This is a genomic window from Chryseolinea sp. T2 (genome assembly GCF_037203685.1).
Taxonomy (GTDB): Bacteria; Bacteroidota; Bacteroidia; order Cytophagales; family Cyclobacteriaceae; genus Chryseolinea.
The window spans coordinates 161,745-179,402 of record NZ_JBBCAU010000004.1 but is presented as its reverse complement, the minus strand read 5'-3'; the positions used below and the strand labels follow the sequence as shown (position 1 = coordinate 179,402).

At 48.2% G+C, this 17,658-nt stretch carries 11 protein-coding genes; 4 read left to right on the top strand and 7 right to left on the bottom strand.

Annotation, left to right across the window (positions count from 1 at the left end; all coding sequences use genetic code 11):
* The 3 genes from WBG78_RS15195 to WBG78_RS15185 all read left to right on the top strand — a co-directional run bounded on the left by WBG78_RS15195 (position 1) and on the right by WBG78_RS15185 (position 5,225).
* Positions 1-3,216 carry an efflux RND transporter permease subunit gene (locus WBG78_RS15195; protein ID WP_337327300.1) on the top strand — a complete coding sequence of 1,072 codons (3,216 nt, stop codon included), beginning with the start codon at positions 1-3 and terminating at the stop codon, positions 3,214-3,216.
* 7 nt (positions 3,217-3,223) lie between these two features.
* A complete protein-coding gene (locus WBG78_RS15190) occupies positions 3,224-4,342 on the top strand; it encodes an efflux RND transporter periplasmic adaptor subunit (protein ID WP_337327299.1) in 1,119 nt (372 codons plus the stop codon).
* 118 nt (positions 4,343-4,460) lie between these two features.
* Positions 4,461-5,225 (top strand): DUF2490 domain-containing protein, encoded by a 765-nt coding sequence (locus WBG78_RS15185; protein ID WP_337327298.1) that lies wholly within the window; start codon positions 4,461-4,463, stop codon positions 5,223-5,225.
* A gap of 158 nt (positions 5,226-5,383) precedes the next feature.
* Here WBG78_RS15185 and WBG78_RS15180 read toward each other — a convergent pair whose 3' ends face one another.
* The 5 genes from WBG78_RS15180 to WBG78_RS15160 form a co-directional block, all read right to left on the bottom strand.
* Entirely contained in the window at positions 5,384-8,419 is a 3,036-nt protein-coding gene (locus WBG78_RS15180) for an efflux RND transporter permease subunit (RefSeq protein WP_337327297.1), read from the bottom strand.
* Between the two features lie 7 nt (positions 8,420-8,426).
* Entirely contained in the window at positions 8,427-9,491 is a 1,065-nt protein-coding gene (locus WBG78_RS15175; RefSeq protein WP_337327296.1) for an efflux RND transporter periplasmic adaptor subunit, read from the bottom strand.
* Positions 9,492-9,565: 74 nt separating this feature from the next.
* Positions 9,566-10,927, bottom strand: a complete 1,362-nt coding sequence (locus WBG78_RS15170) for a TolC family protein (RefSeq protein WP_337327295.1) — start codon at positions 10,925-10,927, stop codon at positions 9,566-9,568.
* 45 nt (positions 10,928-10,972) lie between these two features.
* Complete coding sequence (locus tag WBG78_RS15165) at positions 10,973-11,608, bottom strand: TetR/AcrR family transcriptional regulator (RefSeq protein ID WP_337327294.1); 636 nt, start codon at positions 11,606-11,608, stop codon at positions 10,973-10,975.
* 60 nt (positions 11,609-11,668) lie between these two features.
* Positions 11,669-12,187 carry an AraC family ligand binding domain-containing protein gene (locus WBG78_RS15160; protein WP_337327293.1) on the bottom strand — a complete coding sequence of 173 codons (519 nt, stop codon included), beginning with the start codon at positions 12,185-12,187 and terminating at the stop codon, positions 11,669-11,671.
* Between the two features lie 104 nt (positions 12,188-12,291).
* Between WBG78_RS15160 and WBG78_RS15155 the strand changes: the two genes are divergently transcribed.
* Positions 12,292-12,987, top strand: a complete 696-nt coding sequence (locus WBG78_RS15155; protein ID WP_337327292.1) for an SDR family NAD(P)-dependent oxidoreductase — start codon at positions 12,292-12,294, stop codon at positions 12,985-12,987.
* Positions 12,988-13,030: 43 nt separating this feature from the next.
* Here WBG78_RS15155 and WBG78_RS15150 read toward each other — a convergent pair whose 3' ends face one another.
* Together WBG78_RS15150 and WBG78_RS15145 are read right to left on the bottom strand one after the other, a co-directional pair.
* Positions 13,031-15,466, bottom strand: coding sequence for an ABC transporter permease (locus WBG78_RS15150; protein WP_337327291.1), 2,436 nt, complete (start codon positions 15,464-15,466; stop codon positions 13,031-13,033).
* Between the two features lie 227 nt (positions 15,467-15,693).
* On the bottom strand, positions 15,694-17,649 hold the full coding sequence (locus WBG78_RS15145; protein ID WP_337327290.1) for an amylo-alpha-1,6-glucosidase: 1,956 nt from the start codon (positions 17,647-17,649) through the stop codon (positions 15,694-15,696).
* Positions 17,650-17,658: the final 9 nt, after the last annotated feature.

Below are 17,658 nucleotides of genomic sequence, written 5' to 3'. Positions count from 1 at the left end.
ATGTATCAACTCATTCGCAGCGCTCTACGAAAACCGATCTCCGTGATGGTGGGAATCATCGCCATCGTATTTTTCGCGATCCTGGCTATTCGTAGCATTCCAGTCGATATCTTCCCTGATCTTGATCTGCCAACGATCTACGTTGTCCAGCCCTACGGTGGTATGGCGCCTGACCAAATGGATGGCTTCATTACCACCAGATATCAGGACCACTTCCTGTATGTCTCGGGTATCCGCGATGTAGAAGTTAAGACTATCCAGGGAATGTCGCTCATCAAGTTGCAGTTCTATCCAGGTACAGATATGGCGCAGGCTGCAGCAGAGGTAGCAAACAACATTTCAAGAGCCAAAGCTTACATGCCGGAAGGCACCGTACCGCCACAAGTTATTCGCTTCGACGCCAGTTCAGTTCCTGTCGGACAGCTTGTTTTCTCAAGCACAACGCGGTCGCTAAACGAAATCCAGGACTACGCATCCTCCAGAGTGCGTCCGATGTTCTCTAAGATCGAAGGCGTGTCGAGTCCGCCGCCCCTTGGAGGCAATCAGAGAACAATTGTTATCCGTCTCGATCCTCAGCGACTACGGAGCTACAATCTTACGCCGGAAGAAGTAATACGTGCGGTTGGCAGCACGAATCAACCCTCACCCGCAGGTAATATTCGCATTGGCAACAGAACGTTAATGACTCCCGTGAACTCGTTGATAGACAAGCCGGCGGATTTCCTTGATGTACCTATACGAATGGGTGCCGGACCGACTGTATTTATCCGGGATATAGCAACGGTAGAAGACGCTGCCGATATAACGGTGGGCTATGCGCTGGTTCAGGGACGACGCGCGGTATACATCCCGGTAGTTAAAAAGTCGGATGCATCGACATTATCGGTTGTAAATAACATTCGCGAATCGCTCCCTCTGTTACAGAATGCTGTACCAGAAGACGTAAAGATTACGTATGAGTTCGATCAGTCGACATATGTGACGAACGCGCTGAAGAGTCTTATCACCGAAGGCACATTAGGAGCGCTTCTGACAGGATTAATGGTTCTGCTGTTCCTCCGCGACTGGCGAAGCGTGATCATCGTTGTGATCACAATACCCATCTCTGTTTTGAGTGCAATTATTCTGTTGCATCTGTTCGGACAAACGATCAATATCATGACGCTGAGCGGACTTGCACTTGCCGTGGGTATCCTCGTCGATCAGGCAACGGTAAGTATAGAGAATATCCATCAGCACCTTGAAATGAAGAAGACCAAGGCGCAAGCCATCTGGGACGCCTGCAAGGAGATTGCGTTTCCGGAGTTTCTTATTCTTCTTTCTATACTGGCCGTGTTTGCTCCTGCTCTGGTGATGCAGGGGATTCCCAAATCGATGTTTCTTCCGTTGTCGCTGTCTGTCGGCTTTGCCATGATCTCATCCTTCCTATTGTCGCAGACATTCGTGCCTGTTCTGTCGAGCTGGCTGCTGAAAGTTGATCATCACCATGATTCTACCCTTGCACTGGATCATGAAGAAAGTCAAAACATCATTGAGGAAGGCAATCAATACAAGTCACTGAAAGGCTTTGATAAATTCAAGCATCGTTATTTATTGACGTTGCATAAAGTGATCGACAAAGCGCGCACATACACAGCTCTCTATTTGGTCGGAGCGGTTTGTCTTATCGGATTATCATTCTTCTTTATCGGAACGGACATACTTCCCCGGGCCAACAGTCGTCAATTTCAGCTGCGTATTCGTGCTGTAGACGGCACGCGTGTGGAGCGCACGGAAGAAACAACCCTTAAGGTTCTGGATCTGATACGTGATGAAGTAGGTGCTGGTCAGATTGACATATCTTCTGCATATGTCGGGAATGTACCTACGAGCTACGGTACGTCTCAAATATTTGTCTTCAATAGCGGTCCGCATGAAGCAGTTATTCAGGTTTCGCTTCATGAAGGTTTTGACGTCCCCATTGATGAGCTTAAGGAACACCTCCGCTCCAGGATTGGCAAAGCTTTGCCCAGCGTCCGGCTTTCCTTCGAACCGATTGAACTTGTTGATAAGATCATGAGTCAGGGTGCTGCAACACCAATTGAAGTGAACGTTGCTGCCAAGGACATCAAGATGGCGGCACAGTTTGCATCGAAGATCATGCATGAGATGCAGAAGATTGAATTTCTTCGTGATGTTCAGATCGCGCAACCCATGGCCTACCCGATTCTCAAGATCGATATGGACCGTGAGCGCGCGGGACAAATGGGTGTTACAGCGACCCAGGTCTCCCGTTCGCTGGTAGCGGCTACTTCGTCGAGTCGTTTTACTGATAAGAATCTCTGGCTTGATAACTCGAAAGGTCTCGCCTACCAGGTACAAATCCAGATCCCTGAATTTGAAATGTCGTCGGTGGATGATATCAAGAATATCCCTTTGCAATCGGGGCAGCAACGTCCTACACTTAATGATGTTGCCCGGTTCTCTGAAGAATCTGGTCCTGGTCAATATGACCGGTCGGGTCCAAACCGCCTCGTTACGATTACTGCGAACCTTCATCGAACCGACCTTGGCACAGCCAGTAAGGCAGTATCTGAAGCCATTGCTAATGCCGGTCAGCCACCGCGAGGTCTGCTGGTTGAATTCAAGGGGCAGGTGAAATTATTGGATGACACGCTGAGCAGCTTGCAGGGTGGATTGGGTATAGCAATCGTAATCATATTCCTTTTGCTCGCAGCGAACTTTCAATCCTTTAAACTGTCGCTCGCCATTCTTTCATCTGTTCCTGCTGTGCTGGCGGGGAGCCTCCTTATGCTCCTTGCTTGCGGGGCTACATTGAATCTTCAGTCCTACATGGGTATGATCATGTCTGTTGGGGTTTCGGTAGCGAACGCCATTCTGATGATCACGAATGCTGAGAATCTCAGGCTGGAGCTTAAGGATGCAAAGCAGGCGGGAATCCTTGCTGCGGGCAGCAGGATACGTCCCATTCTGATGACCAGTATTGCCATGATCGCGGGGATGATACCGATGGCTTCAGGAATGGGCGAAGGTGGTGACCAGGTTGCTCCATTGGGTCAGGCCGTAATTGGCGGGCTGATCGCATCGACACTGGTGTCGTTGCTCATCCTTCCCGGCGTATTCATCATGGTACAAAAACAAGCTTCGCTTGTGTCTGTGTCGCTGGACCCCGAAGACGAGCAAAGCAAATTCTACAATAATCAAAACAGCAAATAATATCTATATGCGTTCAATAAGATTGGCCTACCTGACAATACTCACTGCAGCGATTGCCGGATGTGAGAAGAAGCCGACGGCAGACACGACAGCAAGTAGTCACACCGTTGTTTCAGTTGCCAAAGTTCAAAGTCTGCAGCCGTCGCTTCCGATAGTGTTGCCTGGCGAACTGAAGGCATGGAACCGGACATTGATCGTTGGGAAAGTGAAAGGATATGTGGGGAAACTATATGTTGATCGGGGTAGTCGCGTGAAAAAGGGACAGCCGTTGGCGGAACTTGAAGCGCCGGAGGTACTCGCGGCGCTGAACCAGGCCCGGGCACAGGTTTCTTCGGCACAGGCATCACTCATCGAACACAGAGCCAAGCAAAAGGTAAGCGCAGCAACGTATAGACGCATCGTTGAGACCAACAGAACGGAAGGTGCAGTATCAGCCAATGAACTGGACATGGCCTACGCGCGAATGATGTCCGACAGCGCGCTCGCAGAGGCGTCCGCCCAGAATCTGGAGGCCGCAAGAGCACAGATGGCGTCACAGCAGCAACTCGTGGCCTATCTGTCGGTTAGAGCTCCTTTCGACGGTACCATTACAGAACGTAACATCAGCCCTGGAGACCTCGTCGGGGCTGATGGAAACAAGCCACTGTTTATCCTAGAAGACAAATCGCGACTGCGCCTAACGGTAGCCATACCCGAAAATCTTGCTAATGCATTGTCGGAAAACAGCAGTGTTTCCTTTACCGTTCAGGCAGATCCTTCTAAGAGCTATGAGGCTCATTTTGCGCGCAGTTCAAATTCGGTAGATGAGAAGAACCGCTCAATGCTTGCCGAGTTTGACTTTGAAAATACTGATGATAATCTGAAGGCCGGAATGTACGCAGAAGTCCGTCTTCCGATCACCCGTAACAAACCGACGCTTTTTGTTCCCCGCACTTCGATCATCCACTCAACAGAGGGCGTGTTCCTTGTAAGGGTGAATAATCAGACGGCCGAATGGGTCGCGGTTCAAAAAGGCAATTCTCTTGACTCTCTCGTGGAAGTTTTCGGCCCGGTAAAGGAGGGTGAACAAATCGTAAAGTCTGCTTCAGAAGAACTGAGAAATGGACAGGCAATAAGCCTGAATTGACCCAATTTAAGCGGTTTTCCGTCCAATGTTAAGTTAATGTTACCCGTATGTTAAAAGCTTAAACATGGGGTAATATTAGGCGATCTACTTTTGCCACAGATAACACAAACATCGCGCTGTGGTAAAGTTCTCTTTATGCCTCGCATTCGTTTTTGGGGCATTTCAAATCGCAAACGGCCAGGGTAAGGAAAAAGAAACCGTCACCCAATCAATACAGTGGGTGGCCTTTTCCTCTCATTTAAAGGTCTCCAAGAGGGTTAACATTTTACTTGACGGGCAGTTTCGCCAGGCGGGATCCATGGATCCCATGCAATACCAGGCAAGGACCGGTTTGGATATCAAGATCAATGATCACTTCTCTTTTGTACCTGTAGGTTACGTTTATACCTGGAATTACCAGTATGGAAAGCAACCTGCGACGTTTGTAAACAATGAGCATCGCACCTGGCAACAGGTCATGTATAAGCACCATGCCGGTATTGTTCATTTCGAGCATAGACTACGTCTTGAGCAACGCTTCATTCAACATCATTCAGTTGCGAGCGACGGCGAAGTAATAGATGACGGTTACAGCGTTTTCCAGCAACGCCTGAGATATCGTCTTCAGGCTCGTGTGCCCTTAAATGGCAAGAGCATCGATCCCAAGACCTATTACGCTATTGCCTATGACGAAGTATTCAAGAGCTGGGGAGAAAATGTGACTTACTCGGATCCTGATCAGAATCGCTTGTTCCTGGGTGTTGGTTATCAATTTGAAAAGAATTTTTCGATGCACATGGGCGGCATCTACCAGCTCCTGGTTAAAAAGAACGGGATTCAGCAGGAAAACAACGTCGGAGTCCTGCTCCAGATCACGTATAACGTGGATTTCACCAAGCAGTAGGGGAACAGCCTCAATACCAAGACCCAGGGAACTCCGGTGGGACAAGACTGGCACGTTGCCCGAATAGGGCCGTTGAGAGTCAGTCCATGAGATAAGAACGAGGCCTGACCATTTCCGATCAAGCCTCACTCCCCAAACCTTTCAACGACCCGCGGCCATCAAATTGCTGGTGGTATTAGTTTGTACACAACCGGCGTCACTATTCTTGACAATAACGTCGAGCTGATCAGTCCTCCAATTAATACAACTGCAAGAGGAGAAATCAACGGGTTCACAGAAAGGGCAATAGGCAACAATCCTCCTATCGCGGTAAGCGACGTTAATACAATTGGAAGAAAGCGGACCTCACCCGCATGACGAATCGCCTCGTCCACTGACATTCCCTGCTGTCTTAATTGGTTTGTAAAATCCACGAGCAGAATGGAATTCTTCACTTCTACGCCCGCCAATGCAATGAGTCCGATTATCGCAACGAAAGACAATGGGTTGCCTGTAAACAACAAGCCAAGGACGGCACCAACTATACCCAAAGGAATTACGCTTAGCACAATCAGCATGCTTTTAAATGTCTTAAACATGAGAATGAGCACAGCGACAAACATGAACACTGTGACAATAATGATCGTACCCAGACCGCCGAATGATTCCTGACTGGCCTCCACTTCGCCACCCATCGTGTAGCTGTATCCATCCGGGAATCGGGCTGTCTTAAGTTTGTTAACGACATCGTTTATGACGCGATCGTTCAGATATCCTTTCTGAACAAACGACGACACAGAGACCATGCGTTTTTTGTTATAGTGATCAATGCTCAGGGGCGATGTCTCCAACTTCAGTCCAGCGATCTGTGCCATCGGAACTGCCACACCGAGGTGATTATTAATAAAAAGGTTATCGAACGCATCGAGGGTTGGTCTGCCTGTCTTAGGTGTGGTGAGCTGAATTCCATAATCGTCGCCGTTGGCGTCCGAGAATTTACCCATATCTATTCCTGAAATAGCGAGTCTGATGGTGCGATCAATATCGACTGTGCTGATACCGCCCATGCGAGCCTTTTCCTGATTGATCACCACACGGATATCGCTCTTCAGGTTGGAAACCGGATTATTGACATACATGGTACCTTCTGTTTGCTTCAATAGCTTCTCCACTTCGGCCGAGACTGCACGTAATGTGTCAAGGTTATCTCCGAAAATCCGGACTTCAACAGGAGCAACTAATGGAGGTCCCTGCTCGAAGTTTTTTACTTCGATGCGCGCACCTGCCACGTTGCTGAAGCGTTCACGAAGTTCATTGATTATTTCAAGCTTACGGTCCGGCGATGTCGACTCGTCAAGCTGCACAAATGTTTGTGCGAAGTCGGTTCGTTCGTTTTCCTGAATAACATTGTAATAGATTCGCGGATTGCCTTTGCCAACATTTGTCGCGAAGTATGTGACTTCAGGAATCTCACTTACCGTCTTGTCCACCAATGAGGCAACGGAATCTGTACGGGCAATATTCGTCTGCAAAGGTGTGATCGTATTTATAACGAATTGAGGCTTCTCTGATGCCGGAAACAAACCGAAACCAACGACGCCCAATAGTTGAGTCGAAAGAAAGAAGATCGCTGCCGCTGCAATCAGAGTTGACTTGGGATAGCGCAATGCTGAATCGAGCAACTTTGAATAGCTGCCGTGAATCAAAGATTGAAGTCCGCGCATGAAGATGTTTCCTTTACCGTCGTCATGACCCTTTAACAAACGACTGGACAAAAAGGGAATGACCGTAAGGGAAACTACCATTGAAGCCAATACTGACATAATCACGGCGAGTGGCAGACCGCGAATGAAATCGCCAGCGCCTTCCGGAAGGAAGACCAGCGGCATGAATGCGATTATCAATGTTGCAGTACAGCCAACCACGGCGAGGCCGATCTGGCGTGTAGCTTTGATTGTAGCATCGATCCTTGAATGGCCTTCCCGCATCCAGCGTTCGATGTTTTCAACGACAACAATGCTATCATCAACCAGCAGGCCGAGGGCCACAACAAGTCCAACAATACTTAACTGGTTCAGGTTGATGCCCATAAGGTTCAGCAGCACCAGACCAATGGAAAGCGAGAGCGGTATTGAAATCATCACTATGAGAGCTGCGCGTCCACCCAGCGGTAACAGTGTTATAGCCACCAGCAGAATAGCGATCAAAAAGTCCTTCCCTAATCCGGCAAGGCGACCATTGACGTTATCGGCCTGATCGAAGTGGTGGACCATATCGATGTTGGCGGGCAGTGTTTTTTGAAACGCTTCGAGAACGGGTTTGTAGATCTTTTGGGTGTGAGATATGTTAAGGCCGGGCTTTTGCGCAGCTACTACAAAAACGCAACGATGACCGTTGAGGCGAGTGATGTGTTTGCTTTCTTCGAATGTTAAAGACACGTCGGCGACATCCTTCAACAAAACATTGTGACCATTTGCCGCATAAACTATCGTATTGGCAATCTCTTCAGCCGACGTATAGTTTCCACTTGTTTTTACGCTGAAAGCCTTTCCTCCGGCATCTACGCTGCCTCCCGGGATGTTGGCCATTTCGCTCTTCATACTGCCCATGATTGATTCCAGGGGGATATGCATCTGGGCAATCTTTTCTAACCTGAGCGATACACGCACGATTTGCTCTGGCAGACCATGAATCTCAACATTCTTCAGTTCAGTAATCTGCTCCAGAACGTCCTGAAGTTCCTCTGCATGCTTTTTGAGTGTTGCGCGGGGAGCATTTTCTGAGATCAGGGCAACCTGCATTACATTCACGTCCGAGGGCTGAAACTTCTTCACCTCCATACTTAATATTTCGGGGGGCAGATCGGCGCGTAATGCATTAACTTCACGAACCATCTCCTGGTACTTCTCATCAGGTTCCGATTCATATTTATATTCAGCCCGTATTACAGCGAGGCCATCACCAATAGTGGTCTTGATACGTTTCATGTCTTCGAGCCCGTTCAGCTTTTCCTCGAGGGGATCTACCACGAGCTCCTCCATATCCTTTGGACTCGTGCCAGGATAAACAACAACGACAGAGAACTGCGGCGCTTCGATCTCGGGATCTTCACTTCGGGGCATCGTCAACAGCGTCGTTACTCCCACGGCAGCTGCCATGAGAAACATGATGAGCGTGAACTGATAATTCTTTACAGCGAATTCTGCAATTTTCATATGCTGACTATTTAACGATACGTATAGATGAACCATCAGTGAGATAAGCGCTGCCCGATACGATTAGCTGCTGCCCCTTTTCGAAACCGGAAGTAACGATCAGATTGTTGCCATTGAACGACTCAATCGACACAGACTGTTTGTGAGCCGTTAGCCCATCAGTTGTAACGAACACGAAGCCGTCATGATCGTGCGCATCCAGTACTGATTCATAGGGAACAGACCAGGTGGAGCTGTTACCTTTGGCAGCAAATTCTGCAGCACCAAACATTCCGGTGGCGAGTTTTACCTCCTGAGATTGAACTGAAAGCTCAACAACAAAAGCACCTGAAGCGGGATCAGCCGTTTCTGCTTTACGCACCAGCGTTCCCTTGAGGACCTTATCGGGAAAGGCATCAACATGAATTATTGCATTATCTCCTATTTTAAGCTGCGACCATTGGCGATCACTTACGGCAACCTTCAATAACCATCCCCTGTTGTGGAGGGCGTTAGTCAGCAATACAGGATCTCCGGTACTGACTACCTGTCCGGCACTGACAAATTTCTTGAGGACATAACCATCGGCCGGAGCATGAATCTCTGAATGGCTTCGGTTAAATTCAGCAGCCTCGAGTTGGCGCTCAGCAACAGCAACGGCTGTCTCTGCATTTTGAAATTGCTCGAGTGTAGCAACGCTGTCGGCATATAGATTACGCGCCCGCTTGAAATCGCGTCCTGCCTTCTCACTATTCATTCTTGCCTGTGCCACTACTGCATTTATTTCCGTCATATCCAGTGTTGCAAGCAGTTGACCTCGTTTTACAGCATCGCCTTCCCGAACATGGACCCGACTCACAATGCCTGAAGTCTTAAACCCAAGTACTACTTCTTCATCGGTTGCGAATTGCCCGGATGCTTTGATAATACTTTGGCTGGAGGAAGAAACCAATTCGATCGTGCGTACAGGAACGGATTCTGATGCTTTCGGAATTGAATGACTTGCGCCTTTACCGTCAGTGCATGATTCAATGACCATCATCGCAGGTACGATGAGCGTGATGAAGGCGAATTTTTGAAACAAAGTTTTCATAACAGCTATTGTTAGAGGGTTATCGATGATTTCATAAGACGATTTGGACCAGGTACTCCTAAAAGAGCAACTGCTTAAGGAGCGAGGGGGTACGTTGCGGTCTCGCGCTCAACACGGGCCACTGCGGCCAACACTTCGTAACGTTTGAGGTTCTGCTGCAGTGCTGAAGCCGTCAGCTGATTTCGTGCATCCAGGAACTCAATAAGAGTATTAACACCCTGCACGTACCCTTTCTCAATCAGGTTAAAATAACTTTGAGCTGATTTGGATTGCTCCAGGGCAGCCGCATGGTTGGCGCGCGCTGTGAGCAGATCACCTTCTGCAACCTGCGCAGACAACTCGAGGCGATTTGAGGTATTCGCGAGCTCCAGTTCTGTCCTCTTCAGCTCTGACGCATTGTTGCGTATGGTCATCACGTTGCGATTGCCCTGGAAGATTGGCATTGAGAGCTGAACGCCTACGAGGTAATACATTGATTTTGTATTCCATTGCCAGTCGGCAGCCTGAGATCCGAGATCGATAAAGCCATTCACTTTAGGAATGAAGACCTGCTTGCTCATTCTCAGGGAGGCCTCGTTCACCGTCTGTAAGGATCGCAGTGCCTGCAATTCCTCGCGTACCCCAGCAGTTGGTAGTTCTCCGGTCACTTCGGAATCTGCAGATTCGATTTCCACATCAGTGTCAAGATCACGATTGAGCAAAAAGTTGAAATACTTTTTTGCATTTGCCGAGCGGTTCTGTGCGCTGTTCAGTTCAGCGCGAACCCGCTCCAATTCACTTTTCGACCGTTGATAATTTGCAGGGAGAGCCTTCCCGTTTCGAAGCAGCGACGCGTTAACCTCAACATTTCTTTCAACCAAGCCCAGACCGCTCTCAAGGATCTTCACTGCCGCGGTCGCTCCCAGATACTGATAGTAAGCCGTCTTGATCTCCATTACAAGCTGTCGCTTATAGGCCATGAGCTCGTTGTTGCGAATAGCAACCTGCTCTCTCTGAATAGCTCGATTTGCATACAAATCGGTATTGATCAGAGGCATTGAAGTCCGGATCCGTCCATCGTAAAAGTTCTTTGGAAAGAAGTTTTGCTGAACGTTATCGATCTGCCGAAACGCATCACTTTGCGTGAGCTGATTCAGTGATGCATAGACTGGATTGAGCATGTCGCCAACCGGAATGGCTATGCTGCGCCCGCCTTCTCCCGATGTGTAATCGGCCAGCAGTGACACGGAGGGCAGAAAAAAGCCTGTCGCGATCTGTAATGAACGCTGGGCCTGCTCGTAAGCAATGGCTTTCTGCTGTGCTACGATATTGTTCTGCAAACCTTCTTTTACATAGGCTTCCAGGCGAGGCTGTGCTACAACGGCAACTGAACAAACTGTAACCAAAAGCAATAGAATTGCTGATTTGGCGGAAAGAGGGGTCTTGGTACTTTTCATTGAAAATTAACTTTACAGTGTTAAGTATTGAGGCAAATTTTTTTCTTAAACCGGCTTTTTGCCGTGCATTCGCTCCAGCATGTCCACGATCATCATTCCCACCCGATTGCTCAAGCCATCCAGTAATTCGTCTGGAACGACCTTACACCTGCCACGTATTTCGAGGGCACAAATGCCGTGCACCATAGACCAGCAGGTGAATGAAAGAACCTGGGGATCCATCCCCTTAAAATATCCGCGCTCGAGGCACTGGTGAATAGTAGTTGTAAGAGCGGCGAACGCCCGGTCGCCCTCCTCCCACTTTTCATTGTCGCTGTCCTCCAATGCGCTCATCGGCGACCTGCTAATAAACATAAGGTCATAATATTCCCTGTTTTCGAGGGCAAATCGGATATATGCCTTTGTGATGGCCTTGAGTCGTTCAAAGGGATCTTCCACTTCCTGCAGTGAGCGGAAGTATTGATTGAGCAAAACGAACCCCTCACGATGCAAAGCATAGAAGATGTCGTCCTTATCCTTAAAATAGAGATAGATTGTTGTAGGCGAATATTCAATCCGCTCGGCAATGTTGCGAATAGACGTCTCCTCGTACCCGCGCTCTATGAAAAGCGTGCGGGCAGCCTCCAGAATACTGGCTTTGAGCTCCTCTTTCTGACGTTCTTTTCGGTTTGCGATTGCCATTTCTGAATGCGTAAGTAACTTAACGGTGTAAACTTAACAGTGTTTAGTAAATTTACAAAATTATTTTTTCGAGCCTTTCAGATCTGCCTGACGCACCTTCACCGTGAAATACACAAGCGAATCGCCTGAATCGGGCACATATTGATGGGCCAGTCCGGCAGGGATCACCAGGAAATCGCCCTGAGCAACTTTATACTCTTTGGCGCCCCTGATTTCACCTCCCAGCCATTCGCGATTCGGAGCAGTACCTGAAAGTTTTGCTCCGGTTGCTGATGGCCCCGTTCTTAAGACACCATGGCCGGCCCGGATCACGGCAACATCATCGTATTGTTCATGAATCTCCACAGCTCCTTCGCCTGTTCTGACCACCACCAGATATCTTTCACCCGAAGGTCCCGTAGCAAGCAATCTGCCAGGCTTATCCGGCGTAAGCTTTGATGAAGATGCAGAATCTATCTGCGCTGAGTTGAGTTTTATAACAGCTCTTGATGAAGTGACCTGAGCCTGCAACATTATGGGGACAGCCACCAGGAGAGCGCCAAATACCAGTCGAAGTGAAGAAGTGAAATACACGGCCATAATTTAAAGGAATTGAATCGTTGTGGACTTGTGACTCCTAAAGTAGTGATATATTGCCTTCTCACTATCAGTGTTGGAGGATAAGGTATTAAACAAGTCACATTATGAAAACTGTTTTCATTACAGGTGCCGCTGGAAATCTTGGACAAGCTACCGTCGACAAGTTCCTATCAGAAGGATATAAAGTTATTGCTACCACAACTGATAAGACATCAGGAAGCATGCCCAAAGAGGTCGAAGTTCATCAGGTGGATCTGTCGGATGAAGATGCTGTTGAAGAAACTATACAACAGGTGCTAACAAAACATAAAACGCTTGATGCTGCACTGTTCCTCGCTGGCGGCTATGCACATGGAGGCATCGCTGACACAGATTTCGCCCGACTCGACAGGATGATTGCTTTGAATTTTCAAACGGCGTTCTTCGCCGCTCAGAGGATCTTTCAACAGATGATCACGCAAAAAGAAGGTGGCCGACTTGTCTTTATTGGGGCGCGTGCGGGGCTTGATCCAAAGGCAGCGTCAACGTCGCTGGCTTATGGCCTTTCCAAATCATTGATATTCTATTTTGCGGATATTCTCAATGCGACAGCTCATGCGAATGCACATGGATCGAAAGTAACAGCGTCGGTAGTTGTTCCCAGTACAATAGACACGCCTCAGAACAGAACTGCAATGCCTAAAGCGGACTTCTCTCATTGGGTGAAGGCGGAAGAAATAGCCGATACGTTGCACCTTATTGCTGATAAACGTGCCGCTTCCTGGCGCGAGACAGTAATAAAGGTTTACGGACTATCATAAGGGATCATTCGGTCATTGGGAGATCATTCCATCTTAGTAAGGATCATTCTGTGCGCAATGCATTCACCGGATTTCCCAATGCGGCCTTGATCGCCTGATAGCTGATCGTTAATGATACGATCAATACTACAAGCACCAGGCTGAAAACATAAGTAAGCGGGCTTATGTCAGTATGATAGATGAAGTTGCTAAGCCACTTGTTCATAAGAAACCAGCTGACCGGAATAGCCAGAACAAAACCAATTACCAGCAGAAGCGCAAAGTCGCGATAGATCAACAGCAAAATACTGCGGACATTCGCACCCAGTACTTTGCGCACGCCAATCTCCTTGAATTTATTCTGAACGGTAAACAGTACCAGACCGTAAACACCAAGACAAGCGATGAGAACGGCGATGCCGGTGAATGCCTGAATGATTCGTGAAAAGTTTTCAAAGTTGGAATATTGACCCCGTAACTGTTCTTCAAGGTAAGTAGATTCGAAGGCCTTCTCGGGGAAGACAGTATTCCAATCGCGACGCAACTGATCCAGAATCGCGGTCGCATTGTTGCCGGAATATCGGATTGACAGCGTGGCAAACTGATCAGGATTCAGATCTATAATCAGCGCGCTCATTGGTGACTGCAGCGAGGCAAAATTGAAATCCTTTATGACACCAACAACTGCTCCCTTCTTTCCTTCCTTATCGATCGTTTTTCCTATTGCCTGCTGAGGCGTACCCCATTTGAATTCCTTTAGCGCGGATTCGTTGACGACGTAAGCGTTGTTTTCATCACTTGGGAAGTCCCGGCTAAAAGCGCGACCGGCGATAATTTCCATTCCATAAGATTTCACAAAATCGTAGTCGACCGACATGGCTGCCGCAAAAATATTGTCTTCTGCAGTAAAACCCTCCGGTACAGTGTTTCGGTAAGTAGCCCCCAGACCAGGTGCAGCAGACGACAGCGCAGTGTTTATTACACCTGATTGTCTCTCTACGATATCTCTGAATGTTTGAAGTCTCGATCGATAGGTGGAATCCGTTGAAGCAAAAATGCTATTCAGGTTCTGACTGTACAGCGGAATCGTAATTACTTTCTCTTTTTCAAAACCAAGTGAACGCGTTTCCAGGAATGACATCTGGCGAACGATCAACAAAGATCCGGATAACAACATGCAGGCAATGCAAAGCTGGAACACGACCAATGACTTACGAAGATATTGATCCCCCGACGAGGCGTATGCATATGTTTTTAACGAATGCACAGACTCAAATCGGGTAACGAAATACGAGGGGTATCCGCCGGCCATCAGGGTCATTAATATGACCAGTATCCCTGTTCCCAGCAATAGCTTTGAATCGATCACTTCATTAAATATGAGGTTCTTGTCGGTGACCGCGTTCAGTAACGGTAATGCATAATAGAAAGCCGCATAGGCGATCATCATAGAAACGGCGCTAAACAGAAAACTCTCGGCGAGGAATTGGAGTATCAGCTGATAGCGCATCGAACCCAGAATTTTCCGAACACCAATTTCCTTGATGCGGGAGAAGGATTGCGCCGTACTCAAATTGATGTAGTTGATGCAAGCGATAAGCAGCGTTACAATTCCAACACCGGCGAACAAATAGAGGGTGCTCCACGAATTGGTTGGTCGAGGCTCGGCCAGCATTTCACTTCGAAGATGTATATCTGAGACCGGCGTCAATGAAAACTTCTGACCGAGGAGAACTTCTGGCTTTGCATATTTCTTCAGCATTGCATCCATACCCGCGTCAACACTCCCGGGATTGGCACCCGGCCTCAGCAAAACGTAAGTGAAGCCATGGCTGATAATGAAATTTATCGAGAGATTGTTCTTAAGTATTTCTGCTGTCTGAGGTGTCTCCATATCAAACATGTTCTCATAAGGAACAAGCATATTGAACCTTATATGCGATTGCTCAGGGAAGTTCTTAACTACGGCAATGACTTTAAACTGGACATTCCCGGAGAATGTCAGCGACTCTCCAATGGGATCGTCATTACCAAAGTACTTGCGGGCCATCTCCTCGTTGATGACTACGGTGAAGCGATCGTGAAGCAGCCGGCGGGTGTCGCCGCGAACCACGTTAATGCTGAATAGATTAAACAATGTGGAGTCGACAAAGAAAACATCCGACTCCTCGAAGCGTTCAGTTTTTCCTGCACGATTAATGCTCACATTGCGATAGTACATCCGGGCAGTTTCTTCGATCTCAGGAAAGTGACTCTTGAGGGCAGAAGCTAATGGTGGTGGCGATGAGGCGAGTAACAATCCGTTAGGTGCCACATATTTGATTCTGTAAAGCCTGTCTATTTTGGTGTGAAACTTATCGTATCCCGTCTCACTCCGGAGATATACGGTAATCAGAAGGCAGAGGGCAAGTCCGGTTGTCAAGCCAACAAAATTGATGGCTGCATAGACCTTGTTCTTAACAATGTTACGATAAGCTGTCTTGAAGAAGTTTTTGAGCATAGGTTCAGGAGAAAACGGCCGATGTCACCCAATTTGGGTAGCACCTGATAGGCTATCATAGGAACTTACGCAAAAAGAACAATACAGTTTCATTGAATGCCGCTTACGGTATTAGAATATCACGAACGGCACAGCTCCTGGCCCATTGTGACGTAACTCTGTCCGGACTAACGACATTTAGGTGATGTTGTATTCCCGTCATCCTACCTCCCGTTAGGCTGAGGGTGCTATAGGCTGTACTTTCTTATGACGCGGACAAGTTCTGCAACACTCCACGCCTGAGCAACGCATCCTCTGGCGATGTGAGGCCAGTCGCCGTCGAATACTTCAGAGATTGATCCGACGCAAGCGTCATCGAGATGAGCACAACAGTTATTCACAATTGCTGATGCCTCCTTCTGTGCGGCGTTGCCTTCAACCGCGTATAGTGCATCAATAAATGCTCCTATAAGAAACGTCCAGACGGTGCCTTGGTGATAGGCGGCATCACGTTCTAACGGAGGACCTACACAACGGCCAATGTACCCGGGTGAGTTTTGTGCCAGGCTGCGCAATCCGACCGGAGTGAGTAGTTTAGTTTTGACAACATCGACGATAGCACGTGCTTTATTACCCTCAAACAAAGGGAAGGGCAGGCTAACAGCATAAATCTGATTAGGACGAATCTCTCCGTGCGGCGAGCTGTCCAGGTAATCAAAAAGACAATTTTCGGCTGTGTTCCAGAATAACATTTGAAAGTTACTACGGACCTTATCGGCACGATGACCAAAAGCTCCAGCCTCTTCCTGATTTCCCAACCGTTGATGAATGGTCTCCATTACCCGAAGGGCATTATACCAAAGAGCGTTGATCTCTACCGGTTTCCCTACACGCGGTGTTACTACCCAATCGCCAACCTTTGCATCCATCCAGGTGAGTTGGGTACCTGGCTGCCCACCACGAAGAAGCTCATCGACCGGGTCCACGCCGATTCCGTAACGCGTGCCTCGCAGGTGACTTGCTACAATGCTCGTGAATACGGGAAGAAGTTTCTCTATCAGGACGATATCATCCGTCGCCAGAAAGTATTGATAAGCCGCATGGAAGAACCACAATGTGGCATCCATCGTATTGTACTCCGGCTGCTCGCCGTGGTCTGGAAAGCGGTTGGGTAACATTCCCTCGCTTACGAATCGGGCATATTGCAGGAGTATGTCACGGGCGATGGAAAGTCGCCCTGTCGCCAGGCACAGGCCCGGCAGTGAAATCATGGTATCTCTGCCCCAATCGGTAAACCAGTGGTAGCCGGCAATAATTGTAAAACTCTTTCCACGCCTGGCAATGAATTGATCCGCTGCCAGCATCAGACGTGACCACCATGGATTGCTGCTATTTGAACTTTGCCGAAGTCCCTCTCGGCGCTGTTGTTCAACAGCAAACAGGTCGAAGGCATTTTTTTGAGACGTATCCCCTGTTGATATAATGACTCCAAGCGTCGATCCTTTCCTGAGATTAACTTTAAAATGACCATGTGTGTAAAGGTCCTCACGAAATTCAAGTCCGCGTTCAAGCTCACGGAGATATTCAAAGTTCCTGTACCATCCCTGGGCTTCGACAAACGTGCTGCCCGGGACATAGATAAAAACCTCGGGGCCTCCGTGGTAATTGACAGTACGAAATAAACCGTCTTCAAAAAGATACTGACGGCCAATGGCGTTATTCTCGCTGGAAATCGAATGATGGTCGCGGCAGGATGCTAGGGGTAAAAGCTCCATAGTGAATTCAGCCGAAGCGTCCAGTACCTCGTATAGGACGAGCGTTGTGTTCTCATCAAGGAGTGCAGCAATGGTCTTCTTTAAACGAACGTTGCCTGCCTCGTAATAAAACACAGGGAACACATCCCGTTCGAATTGACACATATAGTGATACCCCGCGGGATGTACTGCATTTGGAAATTGGTTAGTCCCCAATTCGAAACGCTGAGCAGGCTGGGTGGAGTTATCATTTATTACGATCGTCTCGTCCAGCTTCGATAGTACTACGGTCCTCTTTACTGGCGGCTCTAAAGCAGCTATCAGCAGCCCGTGATATCGTCGCGTGAGGGGACCACTTACAGTGCCAGAGGCATAACCGCCAAGACCATTGACTTCGAGCCACTCCAGCCTGCTCGATTTGTCGAAATCATCTGTTATGCTTCTGTCCATTATGATAAA

Excerpts from the sequence above, each read along its gene's own strand:
- WBG78_RS15195 (WP_337327300.1), top strand. The coding sequence starts at position 1 with ATGTATCAACTCATTCGCAGCGCTCTACGAAAACCGATCTCCGTGATG.
- WBG78_RS15190 (WP_337327299.1), top strand. The coding sequence starts at position 3,224 with ATGCGTTCAATAAGATTGGCCTACCTGACAATACTCACTGCAGCGATT.
- WBG78_RS15180 (WP_337327297.1), bottom strand. The coding sequence starts at position 8,419 with ATGAAAATTGCAGAATTCGCTGTAAAGAATTATCAGTTCACGCTCATC.
- WBG78_RS15175 (WP_337327296.1), bottom strand. The coding sequence starts at position 9,491 with ATGAAAACTTTGTTTCAAAAATTCGCCTTCATCACGCTCATCGTACCT.
- WBG78_RS15170 (WP_337327295.1), bottom strand. The coding sequence starts at position 10,927 with ATGAAAAGTACCAAGACCCCTCTTTCCGCCAAATCAGCAATTCTATTG.
- WBG78_RS15165 (WP_337327294.1), bottom strand. The coding sequence starts at position 11,608 with ATGGCAATCGCAAACCGAAAAGAACGTCAGAAAGAGGAGCTCAAAGCC.
- WBG78_RS15160 (WP_337327293.1), bottom strand. The coding sequence starts at position 12,187 with ATGGCCGTGTATTTCACTTCTTCACTTCGACTGGTATTTGGCGCTCTC.
- WBG78_RS15155 (WP_337327292.1), top strand. The coding sequence starts at position 12,292 with ATGAAAACTGTTTTCATTACAGGTGCCGCTGGAAATCTTGGACAAGCT.
- WBG78_RS15150 (WP_337327291.1), bottom strand. The coding sequence starts at position 15,466 with ATGCTCAAAAACTTCTTCAAGACAGCTTATCGTAACATTGTTAAGAAC.
- WBG78_RS15145 (WP_337327290.1), bottom strand. The coding sequence starts at position 17,649 with ATGGACAGAAGCATAACAGATGATTTCGACAAATCGAGCAGGCTGGAG.